Below are 26,014 nucleotides of genomic sequence, written 5' to 3' on the forward strand. Positions count from 1 at the left end.
CACGTGTGACACACGGTGATGCTCCTGTGTCCTCGCCGGGGCGCACGATGCCGTCGCGGCCACCCCTCCGTACGGTGCGGTCATGGCCAGGTTCCGGCTCGGGCGGACGGCGGCGCACACCGCGGGCCGCGTGCTGCACCTGCTGCGCAGCAGCCGTTCCCCCGCCCGCGGGCGGCCCGCGCCGCCGGGGAGCCCGCGGCCGGCCGGCGCGCCGGACGTGGAGTACCGGCCGTTCGACGACGACCGTCCCGATCCCGGGGAGATCGTCTGGGCCTGGGTGCCCTTCGAGGAGGACGACGGCCGGGGCAAGGACCGACCGGTGCTGATCATCGGCCGGCGGGGCGAGGACCTCCTCGGTCTGATGCTGACCAGCCGCGACCACGACCGGGACGCCGCCGACGAGGCCCGGCACGGCCGGTCGTGGACCGACATCGGCACCGGCGCCTGGGACCCGCGAGGGCGGGCGAGCGAGGTGCGGCTGGACCGGCTGCTGGTGCTCGATCCCGGGACGGTCCGCCGGGAGGGCGCCGCGCTGGACCGCAGCCGCTTCGACCGCGTCGTGGCCGAGGCCCGCCGCGTGCAGGGCTGGTGAGGCGGGGGTCAGTCCGCGACCGACTCGTCCCGCGCGGGCCGCCGCACCGGCGGCCGCAGGTTGTAGACGCCGAGGCCGTCGCCGATCGGCTCCAGGTCGTAGCGGTGCACGACCTTCGGCCCGCCGTGGAGGTGGACGTGGGTCACCGTCGGCAGCGGGTCACCGTGCCGGGCCTCCCGGATCTGCACCCGGCCGTCGAGCGGACCGCCGACGAACAGCAGCACCGCGTCGTCGGCGTCGGCCCCGGTCGTGGCCGCGTTCTCCTCGGACAGGTCCCTCTCCTCCCGCTCGTGCGCCGGTCCACGAGGGTAGGCGCGTCCGGCCCGCCCGTCAGGTCCCCCGCCCCCCGGCAGCCCGGTGGCCGGGTCGCTCAGCCCGGGGGTCTGCGCCGGAGCCGGCGCGCCACCAGTGGGGCGCTGAAGAGCATGACGAACAGCCGGATCACCTGGACGGCGAGGACGAAGGTGGTGTCGGCGCCCGAGTCCCGGGCGGTGGCCAGCACCGCGTAGAGCCCACCGGGCGTGGTGGCCAGGTAGCCCTCGAGCGCGGTGGCCCCGGTGGCGGCGGCCAGCAGCCCGCCCAGCCCGGCGCACGCCAGCACCAGGGCCAGCATGATCGCCAGCGCCAGCGGCAGGGCGCGGCCGATGGCACGCAGGCTCCCGCGGGTGAAGCTGATGCCGACCTGCAGGCCGATCACGAGGAAGGCCGCGCTCTCGACGAGGGCGGGCACCCCCGCACCACCGGAGAGGCCGGTCAGGTCGGCGACCGCGGCGGCGACCAGCGGGCCCAGCAGCGCGGCGACGGGGACCCGGAGCAGCCGGCCCCCGACCAGCCCCACGAGCGAGCAGGAGGCGGTGAACGCCAGCCCGGCGGGCCAGCCCGGCCCCCCGGCGTCGCCGGGGGTGAGCCCGGCTCCCGCGGTGGCGCCGTAGGCGGTGGTGGCGACCACCGGCATGAGCAGGACGATGAGCAGCACCCGCAGGTACTGGAGCACCGCGACCATCCGCTCGTCGGCTCCCAGATCGCGGGCCATCACCACGATGCCGGAGGCGCCACCGGCGATCATGGCGAACGCCCCCGTGACCGGGCTGATCCCCCGGTGCAGCCGCAGGGCGAGCCCGGCCAGCAGGCTCAGCACGAGCGTCCCGACGGTGACCAGGAGGACCGGGAGCCAGTCGGCGGCCACCGCCCGCAGCGTGCCGAGGTCGACCAGGGCGCCCATGGAGACGCCGACGACCGCCTGCCCGGCGGTCCCGAGCCGCTCGGGGACCCGTGCCGGTGCAGGTACCGCGAGCGCGCGGACCAGCCCGGCGACCAGGCCCCCGAACAGCGCGGGCGACGGCAGGCCGGCCAGGCCCAGCAGCAGGCCGAGCGCGACGGCTCCGCCGACGACGGCGGCCGCGTCGAGCAGCGTCGCACCCCGTCCGCCCCGCACCAGCCCCCCGCTCCCCGTTCCGCCGCCGGCGCACACTCTGCCGGTGTGCCGCTGGCCACGCGCGGGTGGTCGGCTGCCGGCGCCCCGGCAGCGAGGGCGCTCCGCACGGGAAGTCGGGCGCACCGCCCCGAGGGCGGACTCAGCCGCCGGTGATCCGCCGCAGTTCGGCGACGTGGGCGTCGAAGGCCGCCCGGCCGGCGGCGGTCAGGGCCAGGCTGGTGCGCACCCGGGACGCGCGGGTGACCTTGCGGACCGTCACGTACCCGGCCGCCTCCAGCTGCTTGACGTGCTTGGAGAGGACCGAGTCGCTGACGCCGACCTGCTCGCGGACGGCGGCGAAGTCCATCGTGTCGACGACGGCGAGCAGCCCGCACACCTGCAGCCGCGGCGGGGCGTGCACGACCGGGTCGAACCGCGGTTCGACGGTGGTCACAGCTCGCCGCGCAGCTCGGCGACGTAGATGCGCGTCCACCACCGGCTGACGAGCGCGATGCCGATCCCGAGGACCGCGCCGGCCACGACCATCGCCCCGTGGACGTCGAGCAGCAGCTCGAGGACCAGTGCCGGCACCACGACCAGCGTGGCACCGACCAGCCACGCCGTGTACGCCCGGCGGGTGGGCCCCGGCCGGTCGCCGCTGACCCAGGCGCCGGTCAGCCGCCGGTACACCGCCATGAGCCCGCGAAGCCCCGCCAGGTGGACCACCAGCGCCCCGAGTGTCAGCCAGGGGAACGCGAACGAGTACGACGCGAACAGCAGGAACGTGAGCAGGCCGAGGAGCACGTCGTACCACCACGGCTGGACGACGCGTTCGGCCAGCGCCGCCCGGTCCGCGCGCAACGCGGCCAGCTGGGTCCGGGCGTCCCTGTCGTCGCTTTCCATGCCGGAAAGTCTGAGTCCTCGCTTTCCAGTTCGTCAAGTCGCGCCACACTCCCGTTACACGCCCGTGGTCGAATGGCCCATCGACGCCGACCGCGAAGAGGAGACGTGACGGATCTGCGACACCACGGCGACGCCGAGCTGGCGCCCGGCCTGGTCGACCTCGCCGTCAACGTGCGCGCCGGCACGCCACCGGAGTGGCTACGGGTCGTGCTGCGCGAGGCGCTCGACGGCAGCGCCGCCTACCCGGACCAGACCCCGGCCCGGGCCGCGGTGGCCGCCGCGCACGCGCGCACCCCGGACGAGGCGCTGCTGGCCGCCGGGGCAGCCGAGGTCTTCGTGCTGCTCGCCCGGGCCCTGCGCCCCCGGAAGGCCGTCGTCGTCCACCCGTCCTTCACCGAGCCGGAGGCGGCGCTGCGGGCCGCCGGGCACCCGGTCAGCCGGCACCTGCTCTCCCCCGCCGACGGTTACCGGCTCGACCCCGCCGCGATCCCCGACGACGCGGACCTCGTCGTCCTGGGCAACCCGACCAACCCGACGTCGGTGCTGCACCCGGCCGGCGACCTGGCCGCCCTGACCCGACCGGGACGGATCGTCCTGGTCGACGAGGCGTTCGCCGACACCGTCCCCGGTGAGCCGGAGTCCCTCGCCGGGCGCACGGACCTGCCCGGGCTCCTCGTGGTGCGCAGCCTGACCAAGACCTGGGGCCTGGCCGGGGTGCGGGTCGGCTACGCCCTCGGGCCACGGGAGCTGATCGCGGCGATGGCCGCCCAGCAGCCACCGTGGCCGGTCAGCACGCCCGCGCTCGCCGCACTGGTGGCCTGCAGCACCCCGGCCGCGCGCGCCGAGGCCGGCGCCGCGGCCGTCGAACTGGTCGCCCACCGGGAGGCGCTGCTCACTGCGCTGCCGGCACCGGTCGAGGTGGTCGCCGAGCCCCGTTCCTCGTTCGTCCTCCTGCGCGTGCCCGACGGCGCGCGGGTGCGCGCCGCGCTGCGGGACGCCGGCTGGGCGGTGCGCCGCGGCGACACCTTCCCGGGCCTCACGACCGACCACCTCCGGGTCGCGGTGCGGGATCCGCAGACCTCGCGCGCGTTCGCCGGAACGCTCGCCGGGATCCTGGCGGGGACGCACGGGCCCGGCTCCGCCCCCGGAACCGCCCCCCGCATCCCCGAGGAGATCCGCTGAACGCCACCCCGGTGCCCCCCGAGTCGGGCACGGTCTACCCGGTCGGCCTGCGGCTGCGCGACCGGCCGGTCGTCGTCGTCGGCGGCGGCCGGGTCGCCCACCGGCGCGTCGCCGGTCTGCTGGAGGCCCGGGCCCGCGTCACGGTGGTCAGCCCGGAGGTCACCCCGGCGCTCGAGTCGCTCGCCGCGGCCGGCAGCACGACCTGGCACCGACGGCCCTACCGGCCCGGGGACCTCGACGGCGCCTGGTACGCCGTCGCCGCCACCGACGACCCGGCGGTCAACGCGGCGGTGGCCCAGGAGGCCGAGCGCGCCCGCATCTTCTGCGCCCGCGCCGACGACCGCGCCGCCTCCAGCGTCTGGACCCCGGCGATCGGCCGGCAGGGCGACCTGGTGGTGGGCGTGCACGGCGGCGGGGACCCGCAGCGGGCGATCGGGGTGCGGGACGCGATCGTCGCCGGGCTGACCGACGGCAGCATCCGCGACCGCGCCGCACGCCCGACCCCCGCGGGCAGCGTGGTGCTGGTGGGTGGCGGCCCGGGTGATCCGGGGCTGATCACCGTGCGCGGCCGGCAGGCGCTGGCCACCGCCGACGTCGTCGTCGCCGACCACCTCGGCCCCCAGCCACTGCTCGCCTCGCTCCCCGCCGAGGTCGAGGTCGTCGACGCCTCCAAACTGCCGCGCGGCCGCTCGATGGCCCAGGAGACCATCAACGACCTGCTGATCACCCACGCCCGCGCCGGCCGCCGCGTCGTCCGTCTCAAGGGCGGCGACCCCTTCGTCTTCGGCCGCGGCTTCGAAGAGGTCCAGGCCTGCACCGACGCCGGCATCCCCGTCGAGGTCGTGCCCGGCATCACCAGCGCCGTCGCCGTCCCCGCCCTCGCCGGCATCCCGGTCACCCACCGCGGCCTCACCCACGAATTCGTCGTCGTCTCCGGCCACCTGCCCCCCGGCCACCCCCAGTCACTGGTCGACTGGGCCGCCCTCGGCGCACTGCGCGGCACCCTCGTCGTCCTCATGGGCGTCGACACCGCCCCCGCCATCGCCGCCGCCCTCGTCGAGCACGGCCGCGCACCCGACACCCCGGTCGCGGTCGTCACCGACGGCTCCACCCCCACCCAGCGGTCGCTGCGCACCACCCTGGCCGACCTCCCGGCCACCCTCACCGAGCACGCAGTCCGCCCCCCGGCGGTCTGGGTCGTCGGTGAGGTGGCCGGGCTCACCGCTGCCACCTAGGAGCCGTCGGCCACCGTCGCGAACACCACGGTGTTCTCCGTGCTGGTCCCCGCAGCGTCGTCGAACTCACCGCCGCAGGTGGCCAGCGCGACGTCGGCCTCCGCAGGATGCCCACTGAGCGCGCTCCGGGCGCGGTGGCGGATCCGTTCGTCCACGCGGGGGGTCGCTACGTCCCACACGTGAGCCGCTACGAGGCGTGAGAGCCACCGCCGTTCCGTATGCACTTGTGCTCTCGATGTAGTACTCCTACTATCGGCCGCACCGACGAGCGCACAGGGGTGTGGCGGTATGGGTCCTCAGCGGGACACGGCAGGTGAACCGGTCGTCCGGACCAGCGGGCTACGGATGACCTACGGCGAGCAGGAAGTCCTCTCCGGCGTCGACCTCGAGGTCCACCCCGGCGAGGTCGTCTGCCTGCTCGGCCCCAACGGGGCCGGCAAGACCACGACGATCGAGATCCTGGAGGGCTTCCGGCTGCCCTCGGCCGGGGAGGTCCGGGTGCTGGGGGAGAACCCGGCCACCGCGGGCGACGCGTGGCGGGCCCGGGTGGGCGTGGTGCTGCAGTCCTGGCGCGACCACGCCCGCTGGACGCCGCGCCGGCTGCTCACCCAGCTCGGCGGCTACTTCACGCCCTACTCGACACCCGAGCGCCGGCGCCCGTACGACGTCGACGAGCTCATCGCCACCGTCGGCCTCGACGAGCACGCCGACCGCAAGATCGGCACCCTCTCCGGCGGCCAGCGCCGGCGGCTCGACGTGGCCGTCGGCATCATCGGCCGGCCCGAGCTGCTCTTCCTCGACGAACCCACGGCCGGCTTCGACCCGCAGGCGCGGCGGGACTTCCACGAGCTGGTGCACCGGCTCTCCGACCTGGAGGGCACGAGCATCCTGCTCACCACCCACGACCTGGCCGAGGCGGAGAAGCTGGCCGACCGGATCCTCATCCTGGCCCACGGCCGGATCGTCGCCGCCGGCAGCGCCGACGAGCTCACCCGCCAGGTCGCCGGCACGGCGGAGGTGCGCTGGGCCTGCGGCGCGGAACGCTACGTGCACCCCACCGACGACGTCGTCCCCTTCGTCCGCCGGCTGTTCGAGGAGCACGGCGACCGGCTCACCGACCTCGAGGTCCGCCGCGCCAGCCTCGAGGACACCTACCTGGCGATGGTGCAGCGCTTCGAGTCCGGCCGCCCGGCCGACCCGGTCCTGGAGGAGGTCACCCGATGAACGCCACCCGGCACGCGATCGGTCTGGGGCTCCAGCGGGGCTGGACGGAGTTCGTCCTGAGCCTGCGCAGCCCGCAGGACCAGGGCTTCTACCTGTTCACCGCCGTCGGCACCTTGCTCTACCTCTGGTTCAACCGGGACAACGAGCTCGAGGGCACCGGGCTGATGTACCCGACGTACGCGCTGCCCAGCATCCTCGGCGCGCTGCTGGCCTTCGGTGTGGTGATCGGTCCGGCCTTCGCGCTGGCCATGGAGCGCGAGGACGGCACGTTGCTGCGGCACAAGGCGCTCCCCCACGGCATGCCGGGGTACGTGACCGGGCAGCTGACCTACCACTCCCTCTCGCTGTTCCCGTCGCTGCTGACCGTGCTGGTGCCGAGTTTCCTGCTCTTCGACGGGCTGATGCACGGCGGCGCGTCGGGGTGGCTCACCGTCGCCTGGGTGGTCGTGCTCGGGCTGCTGGCCACGCTGCCGCTGGGCATGATCCTGGGGGCGGTCGTGCCGAGCACGCAGAAGGTGGGCAGCTGGGGCATGCTGCCGGTACTGGTCCTCACGGCGATCTCGGGGATCTTCTTCCCGATCACGCTGATGTGGGGGTGGGTGCAGGCCGTGGCGCAGGTCTTCCCGATCTACTGGATCGGCCTGGGGTTGCGCTCGGCGTTCCTCCCCGACGCGGCGGCGACCCTCGAGCTCGGCGACTCGTGGCGCACCGGCCTCACCGTCGTGGTCCTGGCCGCCTGGGCCGTGTTCGGCGCGCTGGTCACCCCCCGGGTGCTGCGCCGGATGGCGCGCCGGCAGTCCGGGTCGCAGGTGCAGGCGGCCCGGGAGGCCACCCTGCAGTGGGTGCGCTGATCGGTGGCTCCTGATCGCCCCGCCGGCGACCGTTCCGGCGACGCCGTCCACAACCGGATATCGCTGCTGCGCGCCGAGCAGCAGGTGACCCGGCGGGAGCTCGCCGACGCCCTCGGCGTCCACTACCAGACCGTCGGCTACCTGGAGCGCGGCGAGTACAACCCGAGCCTGCACCTGGCCCTGCGGATCGCCGAGTTCTTCGGCGTACCGGTCGAGGCGGTCTTCTCGACGCGCCCCTTCCCCCGGATCACCGATCTGCACCGCCCCGCCGACGAGGAGCCCCGCACCGCATAGCGACCCACTGGGCATAGGAAGCTATGCATACGTTCTCGCGCCGGAAACGCATGCATAGCTTCCTATGCCTGGTCGGTGGTCCATCAGATGTTGGCGCCGTCCGGGGGCGGGCCGTCGGGCAGCGCCGCAGCGACGCCCGACCCCGCCGCCTCCGGGGCGTCCATGCCGACGGTGTAGGCGGTCATCGACAGCGAGCCGTAGGCGTAGCCGTCGACCAGCACGTCCACCGGCGCGTCGGTCGCGCCCGCCATGCCGGCCACGTAGAGCAGCGGCAGGAAGTGGTCCGGCGTCGGGACGGCGAGGTCGAAGTCGCGGTGCCCGTCGAGACGGCCGACGTCGGTGGGGTCGGTCAGCATGCACTCCTTCGCCGCCTCGTCGAACCGCTGCGCCCAGTCGAACCCGGCGTCCGGCAGCGCGCGGCTGACCCCGCCGAGGTTGTGGACGACGTTGCCGCTGCCGATGACCAGCACCCCGTCCTCGCGCAGCGGCGCCAGCGCCGCCCCGAGCTGGAGGTGGTAGTCGAAGGACTTGAGCGCGTTGATCGACAGCTGCACCACCGGGACGTCGGCGTCGGGGAAGGCGTGTGCCAGCACCGACCACGCGCCGTGGTCGATGCCCCAGCTGTCGAGGTCGGCCCCCACCCACGTCGGGTGCACGATGTCGGCCACCTCGTCGTACAGCTCCGGCAGGCCCGGGGGCTCGTACCGGACGTCGAACAGCTCCCGCGGGAAGCCGAAGAAGTCGTGGATGGTGCGCGGCCGCGGCATCGCGGTGAGCGCGGTCGCCTGCACGTACCAGTGGGCGGAGATCACCAGGATGGCCCGGGGCCGGGGCACCGACCGCCCGAAGGCCCGCCAGGCCTCCGTGTAGCGGTTGCTCTCCAGCGCGTTCATCGGGTTGCCGTGGCCGAGGAACGCGGCGGGCATCACGGGCATCGCTGACCTCCGCTCTCGTCGCCTCCGTCGATCATCTCGCGCGAAGCCTCGCGGTGCGACGTCGTCGCGGCACCGACAGCGACGGATCAGCCCGGCAGCCGGGTGGCCGCGTCCTCGAGGAGCACCTGCCGTTCCGCCGGGGGGCGGCGGGGGCAGGACAGGCACCTCGCACCGGGCGGCAGCCGGTCCACCAGGCAGCAGGACACCCGGGCGGTGAACCGCGCACCGCCGACGTCGACGTAGCGGGGAGCCGGCAGCGGCGCGCCGACCGCCCGGGCCAGCGGCGCGGCCAGCGCGGTCACCGCCGGGACGTCGCCCAGCGCGCGGCCGAGGCCCAGCAGCCCGTTGGCCAGCGAGTCGGTGGCGATCGCCCAGAGCGGCCGCTCGCGCATCCCGGCGACGTCCGCCAGCGCGGGGACGACGTCGCCGAGCGTCTCGCGGAGCCCCGCCGCCGGGTCGTCGTCCCCCCGCGAGGAGACGGCGGCGAGCGGGAGACCGCCCGGGCTCAGGGCGACGGCGACGTCGGGGAGGCGGCCGGAGAGCGGACGCCCGACCGCGAGCCCGGCCAGCAGCGGCGCCAGGAGGACGGCGGAGGCCGAGTACCACCACACCGTGGCGTGCACCCGGCGGCTGCCGCCGCGGGCCCGGCCGGCGAGCAGGTCGGTCAGCCACACCCGGTCGGCGAACGCGGTCGCCGGAACGACCGGGGCGCCCTCCGGGGGCACCAGGCCGAGCGCCGCCGCACCCGGGATCCGGGCCGCGACCTGCGCCTGGCGACCGCTCACCGGCCCAGTGTGGCCGGTCGTCGCTCGGGGGCTCGCGTGGGGCAGACGCCGGAGCACTGTCCGCCATACGGTGTGTCGTGGCACACGTTGCACGGCCGCGGGCCCACCGCGGCACCGGACCCGGGAGGACCACATGAGCGAGACGCCCCAGCTGGACGGCCGGACCTTCGCGCCGCCCGAGGCCCTGGCCGCCCAGGCCAACGTGGGCCCCGAGGTGTACGAGGAGGCCGCCCGCGACCGGCTGGCGTTCTGGGAGTCCGCGGCGCGACGGCTGAGCTGGGACCAGGAGTGGGACACCGTGCTCGACTGGAGCAACCCGCCGTTCGCGAAGTGGTTCGTCGGCGGCCGGCTCAACGTGGCCTACAACTGCGTGGACCGGCACGTGGAGGACGGCCACGGCGAGCAGGTGGCCTACCACTGGGAGGGCGAGCCGGGCGACACCCGGACGATCACCTACGCCCAGCTCAAGGACGAGGTCTGCCGGGCCGCCAACGCCCTGACCGAGCTCGGTGTGCGGGCCGGCGACCGGGTCGCCATCTACCTGCCGATGATCCCCGAGGCGATCATCTCGATGCTCGCCTGCGCCCGGATCGGCGCGGTGCACATGGTGGTCTTCGGCGGCTTCTCCGCCGACGCCCTGGCGAGCCGGCTCGACGACGCCGGCGCCGTCCTGGTCATCACCGCCGACGGCGGGTACCGCCGCGGCGCCCCCAGCGCCCTCAAGCCCGCCGTCGACGACGCGGTGGGCCGCAGCCCCGGTGTCCGCAACGTCGTCGTGGTCAAGCGCACCGAGCAGGACGTGGAGTGGACCGAGGGCCGCGACCTGTGGTGGGACGACGTGGTCGGCCGGCAGTCCGCCGAGCACGAGTGCGAGTTCTTCGACGCCGAGCACCCGCTGTACATCATGTACACGTCGGGGACGACGGCGAAGCCGAAGGGCATCCTGCACACGTCCGGCGGCTACCTCACCCAGGTCGCCTACACCCACTGGGCCACGTTCGATCTCAAGCCCGACACCGACGTCTTCTGGACCGCGGCCGACGTCGGCTGGGTCACCGGCCACAGCTACATCGTCTACGGGCCGCTGGCCAACCGCGCCACCTCGGTGATGTACGAGGGCACACCCGAGACCCCGCACCGCGGCCGCTGGTTCGAGCTGATCCAGAAGTACGGCGTCACGATCCTCTACACGGCGCCCACGGTCATCCGCACGTTCATGAAGTGGGGCGAGGAGGTCCCGGCCGGCTTCGACCTGACCTCCCTGCGGCTGCTCGGCTCGGTCGGCGAGCCGATCAACCCCGAGGCCTGGCTCTGGTACCACGAGCACATCGGCGGCGGCCGCTGCCCGATCATGGACACCTGGTGGCAGACCGAGACCGGGGCGCACATGCTCACGCCCCTGCCCGGCGTCACCACCCTCACCCCCGGCTCCGCCCAGCACCCGTTCCCGGGCATCTCCGCCAAGGTCGTCGACGACGAGGGCAACGAGCTCACCGACGACTCCACCGGGCTGCTCGTGCTCACCGAGCCGTGGCCGTCGATGCTGCGCACGATCTGGGGGGACGACGACCGGTACGTCGACACCTACTGGTCGCGCTTCGGGAAGAACGTCTACTTCGCCGGTGACGGCGCGAAGAAGGACGCCGAGGGCAACATCTGGCTGCTCGGCCGGGTCGACGACGTGATGAACGTGTCGGGCCACCGCATCTCCACCACCGAGGTCGAGTCCTCGCTGGTCGGCCACCCGACGGTCGCCGAGGCCGCCGTCGTCGGGGCCAGCGACCCGACCACCGGCCAGGGCATCGTCGCGTTCGTCATCCTCCGGGGGAACGCCGAGGACTCCGGCGACGAGCTGGTCCAGCAACTCAAGACGCACGTCGCCAAGGACATCGGCCCGATCGCCAAGCCGCGGCAGATCATGGTGGTGCAGGAGCTGCCCAAGACCCGGTCCGGGAAGATCATGCGCCGGCTGCTGCGCGACATCGCCGAGAACCGCGAGCTGGGCGACGTCACCACGCTGACCGACTCGTCGGTGATGAACATGATCAAGGAGAAGCTGCCCGCCACTCCCGCGGAGGGCTGACCTCCCAGGCATAGGAAGCTCTACCTGCGCCTCGGACCCCGGGCACGCAGGTAGAGCCTCCTATGCCCTCCCGCCCCACCGAGTCTGCAGGCACCGGGACGCGGTCCCGCTGGCCATGGGGCACGATCGTCCCGACCAGCAGTTCCACCGAAGGAGGAGCCACCCGTGGCCCACAGTGTGTCGACGACCCGAACCGACGGGAGCAGCGCGGCGGCCGAGCCCTCGATCGGCACGCTGGTGCAGAGCGCGATGGCCGACGTCTCGACGCTGGTGCGCGGTGAGATCGAGCTGGCCAAGGCCGAGATCGGCACGTCCGCGAAGAAGGGCGCCATCGGCGGCGGGATGTTCGGCGCGGCGGGCGTCGTCGCCGGCTTCTCGATGTTCTTCCTCTTCATCGCCCTCGCCGAGGGGCTCACCGCGCTGGGCGTGCCCCGCTGGCTGTCCTACCTCATCGTCTGGGTCGTGCTGCTGCTCGTCGCCGGCGTGCTCGCACTGATCGGCAAGCGGCTGATCAAGAAGATCGAGAAGCCCGAGCGGACGATCGAGTCGCTGCGCGAGCTGCCCGAGGTGATGCACCGCGAGGCGCCCGGCGCGCGCCACCGCGACGTCCCCGTGGTGAACGGCGGCAAGGTGGAGCTGCGCGGCAACGAGACCTACCGGGTCTGACTCGGTGACCGTCCCTCCGGACGGCCGTCCCGACGCCGTCAGCGTGCTGCTGCCGGGGCCCTGGACCCACCGCGACATCTCCGCGAACGGGGTGCGGCTGCACACGGCGGAGGCCGGTGACGGGCCGCTCGTGCTGCTGCTCCACGGTTTCCCGCAGTTCTGGTGGACCTGGCGCGCCCAGCTCACGGCCCTGGCCGGGGCGGGGTTCCGGGTCGTCGCGCCGGACCTGCGCGGCTACGGGGCCAGCGACAAGCCACCTCGCGGATACGACCTGCCGACCCTCTCCGCCGACGTCGCGGCGCTGGTGCGGGCGCTCGGGGAACGCGATGCGGTCGTCGTCGGCCACGACTGGGGCGGCCTGCTGGGCTGGACGGCGGCCGCGCTGCACCCGCGGGTGGTCCGCCGGCTGGTCGTGGTGTCGATGGCCCACCCCCGGCTGCTGCGGGCCGGTATGGCCGACCGCCGCCAGCGCCGGGCGATGCGCCACGCGCTCGGTTTCCAGGTGCCCCGGCTGCCCGAACGGCGGCTGACCCGGGTCGACGACGACCCGGTGGCCGACCTGATGCAGCGCTGGGCCGGGCCGGAGTGGGCGCGCACCGCGGAGTTCGCGGCGGCCGTGGACCGCTACCGCGCGGCGGCGCGCATCCCGCAGGCCGCGTACGGGGCGATGGAGTACTACCGCTGGGCCGGCCGGTCCCAGCTGCGGCCCGACGGTCTCCGGTACGCCCGGCGGATGGCGGCCCCGATCACGGCGCCCACCCTGCAGGTGCACGGTGCGCTGGACCCGTACGTGCTGCCGGGTACGGCGCGCGGGTCCGGCCGCTACGTGGCGGGGGCCTACGAGTGGCGGGAGCTGCCCCGGGTCGGCCACTTCCCGCAGGAGGAGGCCCCCGACGAGGTCACCCGGGCCATCGCCGACTGGGCCAAGTGACCCGCTGGAACGGCCCCGCTGCAGGGACCCGGCACGAGCGAAGCGAGTGGTGGGGGGCAGCGGGGTCCTCTTACTCGCAGGAGCCCGTCGCCACCTCGGTGCGCGCGACGCTGCCCGCATCGGCGGCCGCGGCGACCTCCGGTCCGGTGAGCGCGTAGCCGGTCTGCGGGTCGTCGATCGCCGAGGCGAACACGACTCCGAGGACGCTGCCGTCGGGGGCGAACAGGGGGCCACCGGAGTTGCCGGCGCGCACCTGTCCGTACAGGGCGTAGACGTCGCGGACGACGGTCTGCGTGTTGCGGAAGTCGGGGCCGCTGATCTCGCCGCGGTCCCGCACGCGGGCGGCACCGACGTACAGCGGTCCACCTCCCGGGTAGCCCATGATGATCGCGTCGTCGCCCGAATCGGCCGGCTGCGGGGTGAACGACAGCGGCACCTGCGGCAGCCCCGGCACCGCGAGGACCGCGACGTCGATCTCCTCGTCGACCACGACCGGGATCGCGTCGTACTCCCTGCCCTCGGCGACGACCACCGGCGCGGTGACGCCGGCCAGCACGTGGGCGTTGGTCATCACCCGCTCCGGCGCGTAGACGAAACCGGACCCGTCGATCTGCCGGGAGCAGGACGGCGCCACCCCACGGATCCGCACCACGGACCCCTGCACCGAGGCGACCACCGCGCTCTCCTGCAGCGCCGGGTCGGGCGCCGGGACGTCGCGCGCCTGGGTGGGGGTGAGCGGGTCGAGGACGTCGGGCAGCCCCCTCCGGTCGATCGCCTCCCGCAGGTCCTCGTAGACGGTGCGGACCTCGTCGGGGACCGCCCGGTCCACGGCCTGCACCAGCGCCGACTGGCGGACCTGGCCGGCCACCTCGGGGAACGGCGAGCTCGCCAGCGGTGAGGCGACCATCCAGGCGACCAGCAGGACCGCCGCCGCCGAGACGACCGCGCCGGCCACGGAGTCGACCATCTTGGCCGGCTCCCACGTGACGCGGGACCGCAGCGCCCGGCCCGCGGCCCCGGCCAGGATCTGGCCCAGCAGCGCGCCGGCGAGCACCACCACGAGCGCGGCGAAGACCCGGCTGACGCTGGAGCCGTCGATCCGGTCGGCCACCGGCCCCGCCAGCTGGGCCCCGAGGACCGCCCCGGCCAGGAAGCCGACGATCGAGGTGGCCGAGACCAGGAGGCCCTGCCGGAACCCGGACAGCGCGAACAGCAGCGCCAGCATGACGAGCAGGAGGTCGACCAGGGACACCGCTACCCGCTGACCGTCATCGTGCCCACCTGCCCCAGCTGGAGGTGGAAGGTGCAGGAGAACGGGTACTCCCCCGGCGTCGACACCTCGAACTCGATCGTCTTCTCCTCGCCCGCGGCGAGCATCGAGATCCCGGCGTCGATCGGCTCGGGCAGCTCCTCGTCGGTGAACTCGAGGTTGTGCGGCATCTGCTCGGCGACGTTCACCAGGGTCAGCCGCACCCGCCCCGGCGACACGGTGAACCGGTCGGGGGTGAACACGTAGTCGTCCTGGGTCTGGAGGGTGACCTCCTGGACGCCGTCGTCGGCGATCGTCACCTCACCGAGCCCCTCGGCGACCGGCGCCGCGGTCACCTCCTGCCCCCCGGCGCCACCGCAGCCGGTCACCAGCAGGACCAGCACCGCGACGACCGCCACGACCTTCCCGCCGATGCCCTGGCCGCCTCCCGGGCCCCGCCCCGAGCCGGCGAGGGACGGGGAGGAGGTGGTCCTTTCACCGCTCATCGGGGCCGAACCGTACGCGCCGGGGCGACGCCGGGCGCGGGATCGGCGACGGTCGGCGCGGCGGAGTCGCCGGCGGGGTCGTCGTCCCCCGAGCCCGGCAGCGTGTACGGGCGCAGCCGCTCCGGGCGGATCGGCCGCACGTCGGTGGCGTCCCACGGCTGCGCCAGCCCGGCGGCTTCGAGGATCGCGTCGAGCAGGCCGGCGGTGAAGCCCCACACCTCCATGTCGGCCACGCCGAACGCCGGCCCGACGAAGCCCGCCGGATGCCGGACGCGGTAGCGGTTGGCCGGGTCGACGAGGTCGGCCAGCGGCACCCGGGCGACCCGCGCCACCTCGTGCGGGTCGCCGACCGTGACGTCGCGCGGGTCGTCCCACCAGCCCACGACCGGCACGACGAGCCGGTTCGACGGCGGCAGGAACAGCTCCTGCAGGGTGGCGAGGACCCGGACGCCGTCGGGGTCGATCCCGGCCTCCTCGTGGGCCTCGCGCAACGCCGTGCCCACCGGGAAGTCGTCGCCCGGGTCGACGCCGCCGCCCGGGAAGGCGGGCTGCCCGGCGTGGCTGCGCAGGTGTGCGGACTTCTCGATCAGCAGGATGTCCGGCCCGGCCGGGCCCTCGCCGAAGAGGATGAGGACCGCCGAGCGGCGGGCGGTGGCGGTGGCCTGCGGCATGCGGTGGCGCAGCGGGAGGTCGTCGGCCCGCTCCAGCAGCCGGAGCAGGTACTCGGGCAGGCCGTCGGTGGCCGCCCCGGCGGTCACAGCTGCACCCCGAGGTGGTCCGCGACGAGGCCGCGGAGCTCGTCCACCGAGGCGACCGCGCCGGCCTCGGTGTGCACCAGCGCGCCGCCGGCGTCGACGAAGTAGGTGAAGGGCAGGAAGTTGATCCCGAGCTCGGCCATCAGCTCCCCGGTCCGGTCGTAGGCGCTGGGGAACGTGACGCCGGCGTCCTCGGCGAACGAGCCGGCCTGCGGCAGCCCGTCCTTGCTGATCACCCCGACCACCCGCACCTGGTCGCCGGCGAGGTCGGCGAACTCCTGCAGGACCGGCATCTCCTCCCGGCACGGCGAGCACCAGCTTCCCCACAGGTTCACGACCGTCGGCACGCCCGGTGCCCTGGCCAGGTCGAGGGAACCACCGCCGGGGCAGTCGAAGGCGAGCGCCGGCAGCCGCTCGGCCCCGGCGGCCTCGACGTCGGGCTGGTCGGGGCACGGCGTGAACGACGGGGCCGCGGTCGTCGCGGGCGTGGCCTCGGGCTGCTCCTCGGCGGTGCAGCCGGCCATCAGCAGCGCGAGCGCCGCCCCGGCGGCGGCCAGGACCCGGCGCATCACTCGGTGTCCGAGGCGGAGGGGGTCTTCACGAGCTTCAGAGCCACCTCGGGGTCGACCGGGCCGATGCCGAACGAGGGGCACCACTGCGCCAGGCCGCAGGCGCCGCACGCCGCCTTCTTCGCGTGGCACACGCGCCGGCCGTGGAAGATCACCCGGTGGCTGAAGTCGGTCCACTCCTTCTTCGGCACCAGCTGCGCGATCTCCGCCTCGACCTTGACCGGGTCCTCCTCCGCGGTCCAGCCGAACCGGCGCACCAGCCGGCCGAAGTGGGTGTCGACGGTGAGCCCCGGGACACCGAAGGCGTTGCCCAGCACGACGTTCGCCGTCTTGCGCCCGACGCCCGGCAGGGTCACCAGGTCGGCCATCCGGGCGGGCACCTCGCCGTCGAAGCGCTCGACCAGGGCCTGGCTCAAGCCCAGCACCGAGTTCGCCTTGGCCCGGAAGAAGCCGGTGGGCTTGAGGATGGTCTCCAGCTCCTCCCGGTCGGCGCCGGCGAGGGCGACCGCGTCGGGATACCGCGCGAAGAGCGTGGGCGTCACCTTGTTGACCATCTTGTCGGTGGTCTGCGCGGACAGCACCGTGGCGACCAGCAGCTCGAAGGCGTTGGTGAAGTCCAGCTCGCAGTGGGCGTCGGGATGGATCGCGGCCAGCTCGCGGGCCATGCGACGGGCCCGGCGGGTGCGGGCCAGCGGCGTCTCCGCCGGGTCGTACGGCGACGCCCCGGTCAGTGCGGCTGCGGTGGGGCGCCGGGCCCGGGCGGGGCGTGCGTAGGCCGGTGAGGACGCGGGTGCGGACACGCGGTCGAGGGTATGCGGAGCTGCTGACCCTCTCCCGGCGTGCCATGATCGAGGACGGACCGCTTCCCCGTTCCGCCGACGACGCAGAGGAGGTCGGGATGGTCGCCCTCAGTGTCATCCTGTTCCCACCGCTGCTGATCGCGTTCCTGCTGGTGATGGAGCGGGTCGAGGAGCCCCTCCGCCGCCCGGCGTCCCCCCGCGAGGTCAGCGAGTTCCTGGACACCGCGACGCCCGGCGAGGTCGACACGCTCGCCACCTCGGGCATCCGGCGGGCGCTGTTCCGCTGGCGCCGTCGCCGCCACCGCGTCCGGCGCTCGCAGAACCCCCCGCTGGTCTGAGGAAGGACCTCCCTGCCCCCACCGCTCGCACGCTCGCGGCGGGCCCCTGCAGGGAGGCCACTCGCTCCATGGGGGGACGCGGCCGCCCACCGAACGGGTGATTGACCGCACAGCCGCCTAGACTCGCTCCGGACGCGGGCACCCCTGCGTCCGAGGACAGTGCGAGAGGACGTGCAGTGGACGAGGTGCTGGCTCAGTCGGGGCTCTTCCAGGGGCTCTCCGAGGACGCGGTGGACCCCGTCATCAGTCGCCTCGAGACGATCACCCTCCCCCGGGGCCGGGTGGTCTTCAACGAGGGCGAGCCCGGCGACAGCCTCTACATCGTCATGACCGGCAAGATCAAGCTCTCCCGTCGGTCGCCCGACGGCCGGGAGAACGTGCTCGCGGTCATGGGACCTTCCGACCAGTTCGGTGAGCTGTCGGTCTTCGACCCCGGTCCGCGTACCGCGACCGCCACCGCCGTCACCGACGTGAAGCTGGCCCGGATGCCGCAGTCGGTGCTGCTGCCCTGGATCGAGGCGCACCCGGAGATCGGCGAGCAGCTGCTCCGCGTGCTGGCCCGGCGCCTGCGCCGCACCAACGACTCGGTCGCCGATCTCATCTTCACCGACGTCCCCGGCCGCGTGGCCAAGGCGCTGCTGCAGATGGCCGACCGCTTCGGCAGCCGCGACACCGACGGCCTGCGCGTGAAGCACGATCTCACCCAGGAGGAGCTCGCCCAGCTGGTCGGCGCCTCCCGCGAGACGGTCAACAAGGCGCTGGCGGACTTCGTGCACCGCGGCTGGATCCAGCTGCAGGGCAAGTCCGTCGTCGTCCTCGACGAGGAGCGCCTGCGCCGCCGCGCGCGCTGACGCACGCCTGAACGCGAGAGGCCCGGAACCGCATCGGTTCTGGGCTTCTCGCGTTCACCGCTTCACGAGGGGAGCGGCACGGCCAGCCGGATGCGGGTGCCGTCGGGCAGCACCGCCCAGCGGCCGTCGGGCGTCTCCTCGAAACGCGGGCTGATCGGCTGCAGGGGCTCTGGCGGCGAGCCGGCCAGGGCGGCCGCGACGTCGGGGAAGGCCACCAGCTGGCCGAGCGTGTGCGACGTCGGCGGCAGCATCGGGCGGGTGCCGGCCTCCAGCTCGGCGAGCGCGGCGGCGGGTGCCAGCCACGCGGCCTCGTCGGCCTCCCCCGAGACGTCGCGCGCCTCCTGCCCGACCGGCAGCGCGGCAGCGAAGAACTTGGTGTCGTAGCGCCGCGGCTCGACCGGTGGGGTGATCCAGTGCGCGAACGGCCGCAGCAGGTCCGACCGGAGCACCAGCCCCCGACCGGCCAGGAGCCCGGCCAGCGACAGCTCGCGGCTGAGCAGGGCCTGGCGCTGGTCCTCCCAGTCCTCCCCCGAGACGTCCGGAACGACGGTCCCGTCGGGCAGCCCGGCGAGCAGGACGCCGGCCTCCTCGAACGTCTCGCGCACCGCGGCGCACACGAGCTCCCGGGCGGTCCGCTCGTCGCAGCCGAAGGCGGTCGCCCACTGCGCGGGCGCGGGCCCGGCCCACCCGATCTCGGTGTCGCCGTCCCGGGGGTCGACGCCGCCGCCCGGGTAGGCGGTCATGCCACCGGCGAAGGGCATGCCCTTCGTGCGGCGCAGCAGGTACACCTCGAGCCCGGGCGCGCCGTCCCGCAGCAGCAGCACCGTCGCGGCCTGCTTCGGCTCAGGCATGCCGCACGACGCAGTCGTCGGTTACGAGCAGCGGGGGTCCGGAGGACCTCCCGGCGAGGGACCGGGACACGCTCAGCGCAACGACGGATGGCACCTGGCCGCGGTGCGATGCGGAGGATCGCGGTGTCATCGCAGCTCGACGGTGAGCTCGACCTCCACGGGGGCACCCATCGGCAGCTCGGCCACCCCCACGGCGCTGCGGGCGTGCTGACCGGCGTCGCCGAAGATCCGGCCGAGCAGCTCGCTGGCGCCGTTGACCACCCGGGGCTGACCGGTGAAGCCCTCGACGCTGGCCACGTAGCCCACGACGCGGACGACGCGCGCCACCGCGTCCAGCCCCACGAGGTCGTCGATCGCGGCCAGCGCGTTCAGCGCGCAGACCTTCGCGTCGGCCGCGGCGGCCTCCACGTCGACCGACCCGCCGACCTTGCCGGTGCGGCGCAGGCCGCCGTCGACGAACGGCAGCTGCCCCGAGGTGAACACCAGGGAGCCGGTGCGCACGGCCGGCACGTAGGCGGCGACGGGAGCGGCCACCGGGGGCAGCCGGATGCCCAGCTCGGCGAGCCGGGCGTGCCAGCCCGGAGCCGGGGCCGTCATACCGGCCGCTTGAGGTAGGCGACCGGCTGCTCGGGCCCACCGGGCCCGGGGAGCACGGTCACCAGCTCCCACCCGTCGACGCCCCAGGAGTCGAGGATCGCCTTGGTGTTGTGGATGAGCAGCGGGATGGTCGCGTACTCCCACTTCTGGCGGGCGGTTTCGCTCATGACCGCGACGCTAGCGCAGCGGCCGGACGCGATGCCCGTCACGCCACCTGGCACGGGCAGGCCGTCCCCGTCGCCTGCTCCTACGCTGGGACAGGTGAGCCCAGATCCCGCCGCCCCGCGCCTGCACGTGGTCACCGGCAAGGGAGGGACGGGCAAGACCACCGTCGCCGCCGCCCTGGCCCTGGCGCTCGCCGCCGACGGGCGCTCGGTGCTGCTGGTGGAGACCGAGGGCCGGCAGGGCATCGCCCAGCTGTTCGACACCCCGCCGCTGCCCTACGAGGAGCGCCGGGTCGCCGTCGCCCGCGGCGGGGGCGAGGTCAAGGCGCTGGCCATCGACGTCGAGGAGGCGCTCCTCGACTACCTCGACATGTTCTACAACCTCCGCCGGGCCGGCCGGGCGCTGCGGAAGATGGGCGCCATCGACTTCGCCACCGCCATCGCGCCGGGCCTCCGCGACGTGCTGATCACCGGCAAGATCAAGGAGGCGGTCACCCGGCGGCGGGACGGCAGGCTGGTCTACGACGCCGTCGTCGTCGACGCGCCGCCCACCGGCCGGATCACCCGCTTCCTCGGCGTCACCGGGGAGATGTCGCAGCTGGCCCGCTCCGGTCCGATCAAGACCCAGAGCGACGGCGTCATGGCGGTGCTGCGCTCCCCGCAGACGGCGGTCCACCTGGTGACGATCCTGGAGGACATGCCGGTGCAGGAGACGGCGGACGCCATCGCGGAGCTCGAGGCGGCCGGGCTGCCGATCGGCTCGGTGATCGTGAACATGGCGACCGAGCCGGTGCTGCCACCGGCCGCGCTGTCCCGCGCGGCGGCCGGCGAGCTGACCGGGGCCGACCTCGCACCCGCGCTGGACGCCGCGCACCTGCCGGGCGCCGAGCAGCTGGCCGAGGCGCTGGTCGCCGAGGTCGTGGAGCACGCCCGCCGCTGGGCGGCGCAGGACGCCCTGCGGGCCCAGGTCGCGGAGCTGGACCGCCCCAGCCTCGAAATCCCGCTGCTGCCCGGCCCGATGGACCTGGGCTGCCTGTTCGAGCTGGCGGGGCGGCTCGAGGAGCACCTGCGCACGGAGGTGGCCGCCTGATGGCCGCCGGCACGGCCACCGCGCCGCGCACCCGGGCGCCCCGGCAGGCCCCGGCGATGGACCTGGGCGCGCTGATCGCCGACCGGCAGACCCGCATCGTCGTCTGCTGCGGCGCCGGCGGGGTGGGCAAGACGACGACGTCCGCGGCGCTGGCGCTGGCCGCGGCGGAGGCCGGGCGCACCGTCGTCGTCCTCACCATCGACCCGGCCCGGCGGCTGGCCCAGTCCCTGGGGCTCACCGAGCTGGACAACGAACCGCGGCGCGTGGACGTCCCTGGGGCGACCGGTGAGCTGCACGCGATGATGCTGGACATGAAGCGGACGTTCGACGACATCGTCACCGCTCACTCCACGCCCGAGCGCGCGCAGCAGATCCTCGACAACCCCTTCTACCAGGCGCTCTCCTCGTCGTTCGCCGGCACGCAGGAGTACATGGCGATGGAGAAGCTCGGGCAGCTGCGCGCCAGCGACCGGTGGGACCTGATCATCGTCGACACCCCGCCGTCGCGGTCGGCGCTGGACTTCCTCGACGCCCCCAACCGGATGGGCCGGTTCCTCGACGGCACGATGATCCGGCTGCTGATCGCGCCGAGCCGGGCCGGCTTCAAGTTCGCCAGCGCCGGGTTCCTGCTGTTCAGCCGGATCGTCAGCAAGATCCTCGGTGGCCAGCTGCTGCGCGACATCTCCGCCTTCGTCGCGGCCCTGGACACCATGTTCGGCGGGTTCCGCGAGCGCGCGACGGCGACGTTCGAGCTGCTGCGCCGCCCCGGCACGTCGTTCGTGGTGGTCGCCGCGCCGGAGCCCGACGCGTTGCGCGAGGCGTCCTACTTCGTCGACCGGCTCTCGGCCGAGGGGATGCCGCTGGCCGGACTGGTCGTCAACCGGACGCACCCCCCGGCCACCACGGCGCTGTCGGCGACCCGCGCGGAGGGCGCCGCCGAGGAGGTCGCCGAGAGCGGTGACGAGGGTGCGGCGCTCGCGGCCGCGGCGCTGCGGGTGCACGCGGACCGGATGCAGCTCGCGAGCCGGGAGCAGCACCTGGCCGACCGCTTCACCAGCGCCCACCCCGACGTCGCGCTGCGCACGGTGCCGGCCGCCGCCGGGGACGTCCACGACCTCGACGGGCTGCGGATGATGGCCGACGCCCTCACCGGCCCCGACCACGACACGCCGACCGGCACGCCGCGGACGCGCGTCCTGCCCGCGCGCCGCGGCTGAGCGCTCCGCTCACCCGTCCGGGCGACGTACCCTGGCCGCGATGTCGGAGAACGCGCGTGTCCGGACCCGTCTGCTCGCCAAGCTCGCCGCGACGATCGTCGTCGCCGGCGCACTGCTGGCCGGACTCATGCTGCCCTGGATCGGGGGCACCGGCCTGGCGGCACGCAACTCCGTGTCGCTGCTCGACGCCCTGCCGGTGGAGCTGACCGACAAGACGCCGGCCGGCGTCACCCGGGTGCTCGCCGCCGACGGGCAGCTGATCACGAACTTCTACGAGCACAACCGGACGCCGGTCACCTCCGACCAGATCGCCGACGTCATGAAGCAGGCGCTCGTCGACATCGAGGACTCCCGGTTCTACGACCACAACGGCCTGGACGTGCAGGGCACGATGCGGGCGCTGGTGAAGAACGTCGCCGCCGGCGAGGTCCAGGAGGGCGGCTCCACCCTGACCCAGCAGCTGGTGAAGCAGACCCTGCTGCAGACGGCCACCACGCCGGAGGACCGGGACGCCGCCGACGCCCAGACCGTGGGTCGCAAGCTGCGGGAGGCCCGCCTGGCCCTCGCCCTGGAGGACACCTACTCCAAGGACGAGATCCTCACCCGGTACCTGAACATCGTGTACTTCGGGCAGGGCGCCTACGGCATCCAGGCCGCCGCCCAGCGCTACTTCAGCGTGAACGCCGCCGACCTCACCCTCCCGCAGGCGGCCATGCTCGCCGGGCTGGTGCAGAAGCCGTTCTACGACGAGCCGATCAACAACCCGGAGAACGCCCAGATCCGGCGCAACCAGGTGCTGCAGCGCATGCACGACCTGGGTCACGTCAGCGCGGAGCAGCTGGCCGAGATCACCCCCACCCCGGTGGAGGTGGCGCCGGGCCAGGCGCCCCCGAACGGCTGCATCGACGCCGCGATCGGCGGCTTCTTCTGCGACTTCACCCGGCAGTACCTCATCCAGGAGCTCGGTCTGACGAAGGCCCAGCTGGACAAGGGCGGGCTGACCATCCAGACGACGCTACGGCCGGACATGCAGGCCGCCGGTGACCAGGCCGTGCTGGACACCGTGGCGATGGGCGCCGACACCGTGGGCGTCTACGACGTCGTCCAGCCCGGCACCGGGCACGTGCTCGCGATGAGCGTCAACCGCCGCTACGGCTGCGACGGCCCCGAGTGCGAGTCGGTGAACTTCGCGACCGTCCCCACCAAGGGCTCCGGGTCGACCTTCAAGACCTTCGTCGCCGCGGCCGCCCTGGAGATGGGTCTCCCGGCCAGCCACACGATCACCACGAGCGAGCCCTACCGGTCGAAGGTCTACGAGAGCTACGACCCCGAGACCCAGCGCATCGAGCCCTACTCGATCGGCAACGTGGGCAGCTCGTACCCGCGCACGCTGACCATGACGCAGGCGCTCTACATGTCCTCCAACACCTACTTCCTCGCGCTGGAGGACGCACTGGGCCGGATCGAGCCGGCGGTGCGGATGGCCGAGCGGCTGGGCATGACCTTCGACTACTCGGTCACCCAGACGCCGGCGCAGCAGATCATCGACGAGAACCGCCCGTCCTTCGCCTACGGCACCGATGGCGTGAGCCCGCTCGACCTGGCCAACGCCTACGCGACGATCGCCGCCCGCGGGGTCAAGTGCACGCCCACGCCGGTGCTGTCGATCACCACCCCGAACGGCGAGCCGCTCACCGGCGAGGACGGCGAGCCGGTGGTGAAGGGCGACGACTGCGAGCAGGTCATCGAGCCCGGCATCGCCGACACGCTGAACCAGATGATGATCAAGGACGTCGAGCCGGGGAACCGGCTGCAGACCGGCGCCCGGGCCCACATCCCCGGCCACCAGATCGCCGGCAAGACCGGCACGGTGAACGAGCGCGACTCGGTGGCCTTCGTGGGGTCGACGCCGGAGTACACCGCCAGCGTCATGGTGTTCCGCCCGCGGGACACCAACGACGTCGGCAGCTACGGCGGCGGTCTCCCGGCCGGCATCTGGCGGGCCGCGATGGCACCGATCCTGACCAACCAGCCGGCGGCCGAGTTCCCGCCCGCCGATCCCCAGTACGCCGGCCGCGGCGTCGACGCCGCCCCGCAGGGGGCCGGCGTCTCCCGGTCCGGCACCACGTCGAGCCGCTCGGCGGACCGGTCGAGCACGACGGGCACCACGGGAGGCACCACCTCCCCGCCGCCCGTGCAGCCCGAGACGCCGGCACCCCCGCCGGTGGAGCCCCAGGTGGAGCCCCAGGTGGAGCCCCAGGTGCCGCCGCCGGCCGACGCCGGCACGACCGCACCGGAGCCGACCGGGGACCTCCCGACGAACTGACCGGAGCGACGACGAAGGGCCGGACCGAGAGGTCCGGCCCTTCGTCGTTCCCGTCGCGCGGGGCTCAGCCGAGCTGGCGGCGGACCTCGGCGGCGACCCGCGAGCCCTCGGCCCGGCCGGCGACCACGCCGTTCGCCGCGCCCATGACCTTCCCCATGTCCTTCATGCCGGAGGCGCCGGTCCGGGAGATGACGTCGGCGACGATTGCGGCCAGGTCGGCGTCGTCCAGCTGAGCCGGCAGGTAGTCCGCGAGGATCTCGCCCTCGGCCCGCTCGCGGGCGGCCTGCTCGGCGCGACCGGCCGAGCCGAACGCCTCGGCCGCCTCGCGGCGCTTCTTCGCCTCGCGCCGGAGCACGGCCTGCACCTCGTCGTCGGTGAGCTCGCGGGCCTCCTTGCCCGACACCTCCTCGGCGCTGACGGCGGCGAGCACCATGCGCAGCGTGGCGGTGCGCAGCTCGTCACGGGCCTTCATGGCGGTGGTCAGGTCGGCGCGCAGCTGTTCCTTGAGGTCGGGCACGGGTCCAGCCTCGCACGACGCCGCGCCGGGGTGCGCCCGTAGGCTCGGCGGGTGCGCTGGTACACCGCCGTCCCCACCGCCGCCGTCGCCTCGGGCGCGGCCGTGACCGCCTACGCGAGCCTCTACGAACGCACGCGCTGGACGCTGCGCCGGTTCGAGGTGCCCGTGCTGGCCCCGGGCTCGGCGCCGCTGACGATCCTGCAGCTGTCGGACCTGCACATGACCGCCGGGCAGCGGAGCAAGCAGGAGTGGGTCGCGGGCCTCGCCGCCCTCGAGCCCGACCTGGTGATCAACACCGGGGACAACCTCGCGGGGTTCGACGCGGTGCCGCCGACGCTGCGCGCGCTGGACCCGCTGCTGGACCGGCCCGGCGCCTTCGTGCTGGCCAGCAACGACTACTACGCCCCGCGCCCGAAGAACCCGCTCAAGTACTTCAAGCGCGACCACAAGCGGGTGCACGGCGACGAGCTGCCCTGGCGCGACCTGCGCGACGGCATGCGCGAGCGCGGCTGGCTGGACCTCACCAACGCCGCCGGTGAGCTCACCGTGGGCGGGCGGCGGATCGTCTTCGCCGGCGTCGACGATTCCCACCTGAAGCGGGACCGCTACGACCTGGTCGCCGGGCCGGCCGATCGGAGCGCCGACGTGCGGATCGGGCTGGCCCACTCCCCCGAGCCGCGGGTGCTCGACCGCTTCGCCGCGGACGGCTACGACCTGCTGCTGTGCGGTCACACGCACGGCGGCCAGCTGCGGGTGCCGTTCTACGGGGCGCTGGTCACCAACTGCGGCATCGACCGCCACCGGGTGCGCTGGCTGCACCGCTGGGCGGCCCCCACGCCGGAGCACCCGGCCGGCACCTGGCTGCACGTGTCGGCCGGCCTGGGCACCAGCCCCTACGCCCCGGTGCGGTTCGCCTGCCCGCCCGAGGCGACGCTGCTGACCCTCACCGCACGGCCGTCCTGACCCGCCGCCGGGGCGCGCGCAGTGGAGCGTTAGACTCGTCGACGCACCTCGGGGTGTGGCGCAGCTTGGTAGCGCGCGTCGTTCGGGACGACGAGGCCGCAGGTTCAAATCCTGTCACCCCGACCC

The 26,014-nt window shown here is 74.3% G+C and carries 31 protein-coding genes and 1 tRNA gene; 16 read left to right on the forward strand and 16 right to left on the reverse strand.

All coding sequences use genetic code 11. The features are described from left to right. The first annotated feature begins 82 nt into the window (after positions 1–82). Positions 83–592 (forward strand): type II toxin-antitoxin system PemK/MazF family toxin, encoded by a 510-nt coding sequence (locus ACI8AP_RS04745; RefSeq protein WP_456588183.1) that lies wholly within the window; start codon positions 83–85, stop codon positions 590–592. 8 nt (positions 593–600) lie between these two features. Here the strand turns inward: ACI8AP_RS04745 and ACI8AP_RS04750 are convergent, their stop codons facing one another. The 4 genes from ACI8AP_RS04750 to ACI8AP_RS04765 all read right to left on the reverse strand — a co-directional run bounded on the left by ACI8AP_RS04750 (position 601) and on the right by ACI8AP_RS04765 (position 2,909). Continuing rightward, positions 601–816 carry a hypothetical protein gene (locus tag ACI8AP_RS04750; protein ID WP_456588184.1) on the reverse strand — a complete coding sequence of 72 codons (216 nt, stop codon included), beginning with the start codon at positions 814–816 and terminating at the stop codon, positions 601–603. Between the two features lie 146 nt (positions 817–962). Next, positions 963–2,027, reverse strand: a complete 1,065-nt coding sequence (locus ACI8AP_RS04755; RefSeq protein WP_456588185.1) for an AbrB family transcriptional regulator — start codon at positions 2,025–2,027, stop codon at positions 963–965. A 139-nt stretch (positions 2,028–2,166) separates the two neighbouring features. Beyond that, positions 2,167–2,460, reverse strand: a complete 294-nt coding sequence (locus tag ACI8AP_RS04760; RefSeq protein ID WP_456588186.1) for a transcriptional regulator — start codon at positions 2,458–2,460, stop codon at positions 2,167–2,169. After that, positions 2,457–2,909, reverse strand: coding sequence for a hypothetical protein (locus ACI8AP_RS04765; RefSeq protein WP_456588187.1), 453 nt, complete (start codon positions 2,907–2,909; stop codon positions 2,457–2,459). Before ACI8AP_RS04765 ends, ACI8AP_RS04760 begins: the two co-directional genes overlap by 4 nt. Positions 2,910–2,981: 72 nt before the next feature. Between ACI8AP_RS04765 and cobC the strand changes: the two genes are divergently transcribed. Further along, positions 2,982–4,091 (forward strand): Rv2231c family pyridoxal phosphate-dependent protein CobC, encoded by a 1,110-nt coding sequence (gene cobC / locus ACI8AP_RS04770; protein WP_456588188.1) that lies wholly within the window; start codon positions 2,982–2,984, stop codon positions 4,089–4,091. 11 nt (positions 4,092–4,102) lie between these two features. Beyond that, entirely contained in the window at positions 4,103–5,326 is a 1,224-nt protein-coding gene (gene cobA, locus ACI8AP_RS04775) for a uroporphyrinogen-III C-methyltransferase (RefSeq protein ID WP_456588189.1), read from the forward strand. On the opposite strand, the gene ACI8AP_RS04780 is transcribed toward cobA, so the two are convergent. After that, positions 5,323–5,481, reverse strand: coding sequence for a hypothetical protein (locus ACI8AP_RS04780; RefSeq protein WP_456588190.1), 159 nt, complete (start codon positions 5,479–5,481; stop codon positions 5,323–5,325). The two genes, cobA and ACI8AP_RS04780, sit on opposite strands and share 4 nt — an antisense overlap. Before the next feature lie 190 nt (positions 5,482–5,671). Between ACI8AP_RS04780 and ACI8AP_RS04785 the strand changes: the two genes are divergently transcribed. From ACI8AP_RS04785 to ACI8AP_RS04795, 3 genes are read left to right on the forward strand one after another with little or no spacing between them, the layout of a single operon-like run. Further along, positions 5,672–6,550, forward strand: coding sequence for an ABC transporter ATP-binding protein (locus tag ACI8AP_RS04785; protein ID WP_456588191.1), 879 nt, complete (start codon positions 5,672–5,674; stop codon positions 6,548–6,550). Continuing rightward, entirely contained in the window at positions 6,547–7,401 is an 855-nt protein-coding gene (locus ACI8AP_RS04790) for an ABC transporter permease (protein WP_456588192.1), read from the forward strand. The genes ACI8AP_RS04785 and ACI8AP_RS04790 overlap by 4 nt, the downstream gene beginning before the upstream one ends. 3 nt (positions 7,402–7,404) lie before the next feature. Then, the gene (locus tag ACI8AP_RS04795; protein ID WP_456588193.1) at positions 7,405–7,695 is read left to right on the forward strand and encodes a helix-turn-helix transcriptional regulator; all 291 of its coding nucleotides are present in this window, start codon (positions 7,405–7,407) and stop codon (positions 7,693–7,695) included. A gap of 83 nt (positions 7,696–7,778) precedes the next feature. Here the strand turns inward: ACI8AP_RS04795 and ygiD are convergent, their stop codons facing one another. Both ygiD and ACI8AP_RS04805 read right to left on the reverse strand, forming a co-directional pair. Then, positions 7,779–8,630, reverse strand: coding sequence for a 4,5-DOPA-extradiol-dioxygenase (ygiD, locus tag ACI8AP_RS04800; protein WP_456588194.1), 852 nt, complete (start codon positions 8,628–8,630; stop codon positions 7,779–7,781). A gap of 86 nt (positions 8,631–8,716) precedes the next feature. Then, entirely contained in the window at positions 8,717–9,415 is a 699-nt protein-coding gene (locus ACI8AP_RS04805) for a (2Fe-2S)-binding protein (RefSeq protein WP_456588195.1), read from the reverse strand. 133 nt (positions 9,416–9,548) lie between these two features. Between ACI8AP_RS04805 and acs the strand changes: the two genes are divergently transcribed. From acs to ACI8AP_RS04820, 3 genes are all read left to right on the forward strand, one after another. After that, positions 9,549–11,498: an acetate--CoA ligase gene (gene acs, locus ACI8AP_RS04810; protein ID WP_456588196.1), complete on the forward strand. Its 1,950-nt coding sequence runs from the start codon at positions 9,549–9,551 to the stop codon at positions 11,496–11,498. A gap of 165 nt (positions 11,499–11,663) precedes the next feature. Continuing rightward, the gene (locus ACI8AP_RS04815; protein ID WP_456588197.1) at positions 11,664–12,164 is read left to right on the forward strand and encodes a phage holin family protein; all 501 of its coding nucleotides are present in this window, start codon (positions 11,664–11,666) and stop codon (positions 12,162–12,164) included. Between the two features lie 4 nt (positions 12,165–12,168). Continuing rightward, a complete protein-coding gene (locus ACI8AP_RS04820; protein WP_456588198.1) occupies positions 12,169–13,095 on the forward strand; it encodes an alpha/beta fold hydrolase in 927 nt (308 codons plus the stop codon). A gap of 70 nt (positions 13,096–13,165) precedes the next feature. On the opposite strand, the gene ACI8AP_RS04825 is transcribed toward ACI8AP_RS04820, so the two are convergent. Genes ACI8AP_RS04825 through nth form a run of 5 tightly spaced genes read right to left on the reverse strand, consistent with a single transcriptional unit; the run spans position 13,166 to position 16,974 of the window. Then, complete coding sequence (locus ACI8AP_RS04825; protein ID WP_456588199.1) at positions 13,166–14,347, reverse strand: MarP family serine protease; 1,182 nt, start codon at positions 14,345–14,347, stop codon at positions 13,166–13,168. Between the two features lie 2 nt (positions 14,348–14,349). Further along, on the reverse strand, positions 14,350–14,850 hold the full coding sequence (locus ACI8AP_RS04830; RefSeq protein WP_456588200.1) for a plastocyanin/azurin family copper-binding protein: 501 nt from the start codon (positions 14,848–14,850) through the stop codon (positions 14,350–14,352). Beyond that, positions 14,847–15,608, reverse strand: a complete 762-nt coding sequence (locus ACI8AP_RS04835; RefSeq protein ID WP_456588201.1) for an NUDIX hydrolase — start codon at positions 15,606–15,608, stop codon at positions 14,847–14,849. Before ACI8AP_RS04835 ends, ACI8AP_RS04830 begins: the two co-directional genes overlap by 4 nt. Then, positions 15,605–16,174: a TlpA family protein disulfide reductase gene (locus ACI8AP_RS04840; protein WP_456588202.1), complete on the reverse strand. Its 570-nt coding sequence runs from the start codon at positions 16,172–16,174 to the stop codon at positions 15,605–15,607. The genes ACI8AP_RS04835 and ACI8AP_RS04840 overlap by 4 nt, the downstream gene beginning before the upstream one ends. Beyond that, complete coding sequence (nth, locus tag ACI8AP_RS04845) at positions 16,174–16,974, reverse strand: endonuclease III (RefSeq protein ID WP_456588203.1); 801 nt, start codon at positions 16,972–16,974, stop codon at positions 16,174–16,176. The genes ACI8AP_RS04840 and nth overlap by 1 nt, the downstream gene beginning before the upstream one ends. A 98-nt stretch (positions 16,975–17,072) precedes the next feature. On the opposite strand from nth, the gene ACI8AP_RS04850 reads away from it, so the two are divergent. Beyond that, positions 17,073–17,312, forward strand: coding sequence for a hypothetical protein (locus tag ACI8AP_RS04850; protein ID WP_456588204.1), 240 nt, complete (start codon positions 17,073–17,075; stop codon positions 17,310–17,312). A 176-nt stretch (positions 17,313–17,488) separates the two neighbouring features. After that, the gene (locus ACI8AP_RS04855; protein WP_091929288.1) at positions 17,489–18,163 is read left to right on the forward strand and encodes a Crp/Fnr family transcriptional regulator; all 675 of its coding nucleotides are present in this window, start codon (positions 17,489–17,491) and stop codon (positions 18,161–18,163) included. Between the two features lie 62 nt (positions 18,164–18,225). On the opposite strand, the gene ACI8AP_RS04860 is transcribed toward ACI8AP_RS04855, so the two are convergent. From ACI8AP_RS04860 to ACI8AP_RS04870, 3 genes are all read right to left on the reverse strand, one after another. Next, complete coding sequence (locus ACI8AP_RS04860; protein WP_456588205.1) at positions 18,226–19,014, reverse strand: NUDIX hydrolase; 789 nt, start codon at positions 19,012–19,014, stop codon at positions 18,226–18,228. 126 nt (positions 19,015–19,140) lie between these two features. Beyond that, positions 19,141–19,611, reverse strand: coding sequence for a RidA family protein (locus ACI8AP_RS04865; RefSeq protein WP_456588206.1), 471 nt, complete (start codon positions 19,609–19,611; stop codon positions 19,141–19,143). Beyond that, a complete protein-coding gene (locus ACI8AP_RS04870) occupies positions 19,608–19,778 on the reverse strand; it encodes a hypothetical protein (RefSeq protein WP_456588207.1) in 171 nt (56 codons plus the stop codon). Before ACI8AP_RS04870 ends, ACI8AP_RS04865 begins: the two co-directional genes overlap by 4 nt. 94 nt (positions 19,779–19,872) lie before the next feature. On the opposite strand from ACI8AP_RS04870, the gene ACI8AP_RS04875 reads away from it, so the two are divergent. The 3 genes from ACI8AP_RS04875 to ACI8AP_RS04885 are packed head-to-tail and all read left to right on the forward strand — an operon-like array spanning position 19,873 to position 24,408. Next, positions 19,873–20,865, forward strand: coding sequence for an ArsA-related P-loop ATPase (locus ACI8AP_RS04875; protein WP_456588208.1), 993 nt, complete (start codon positions 19,873–19,875; stop codon positions 20,863–20,865). After that, on the forward strand, positions 20,865–22,082 hold the full coding sequence (locus ACI8AP_RS04880) for an ArsA family ATPase (protein ID WP_456588209.1): 1,218 nt from the start codon (positions 20,865–20,867) through the stop codon (positions 22,080–22,082). Before ACI8AP_RS04875 ends, ACI8AP_RS04880 begins: the two co-directional genes overlap by 1 nt. 40 nt (positions 22,083–22,122) lie before the next feature. After that, entirely contained in the window at positions 22,123–24,408 is a 2,286-nt protein-coding gene (locus ACI8AP_RS04885) for a transglycosylase domain-containing protein (protein WP_456588210.1), read from the forward strand. A 64-nt stretch (positions 24,409–24,472) separates the two neighbouring features. Here the strand turns inward: ACI8AP_RS04885 and ACI8AP_RS04890 are convergent, their stop codons facing one another. Beyond that, positions 24,473–24,925 carry a GatB/YqeY domain-containing protein gene (locus tag ACI8AP_RS04890; RefSeq protein WP_456588211.1) on the reverse strand — a complete coding sequence of 151 codons (453 nt, stop codon included), beginning with the start codon at positions 24,923–24,925 and terminating at the stop codon, positions 24,473–24,475. 51 nt (positions 24,926–24,976) lie between these two features. Here ACI8AP_RS04890 and ACI8AP_RS04895 point away from each other — a divergent pair, with 51 nt between their 5' ends. Together ACI8AP_RS04895 and ACI8AP_RS04900 are read left to right on the forward strand one after the other, a co-directional pair. Continuing rightward, entirely contained in the window at positions 24,977–25,888 is a 912-nt protein-coding gene (locus ACI8AP_RS04895; protein WP_456588212.1) for a metallophosphoesterase, read from the forward strand. A gap of 49 nt (positions 25,889–25,937) precedes the next feature. Continuing rightward, positions 25,938–26,011 (forward strand) — tRNA-Pro (locus ACI8AP_RS04900). Positions 26,012–26,014: the final 3 nt, after the last annotated feature.

The sequence above is a fragment of the Blastococcus sp. SYSU DS1021 genome, from assembly GCF_054050995.1.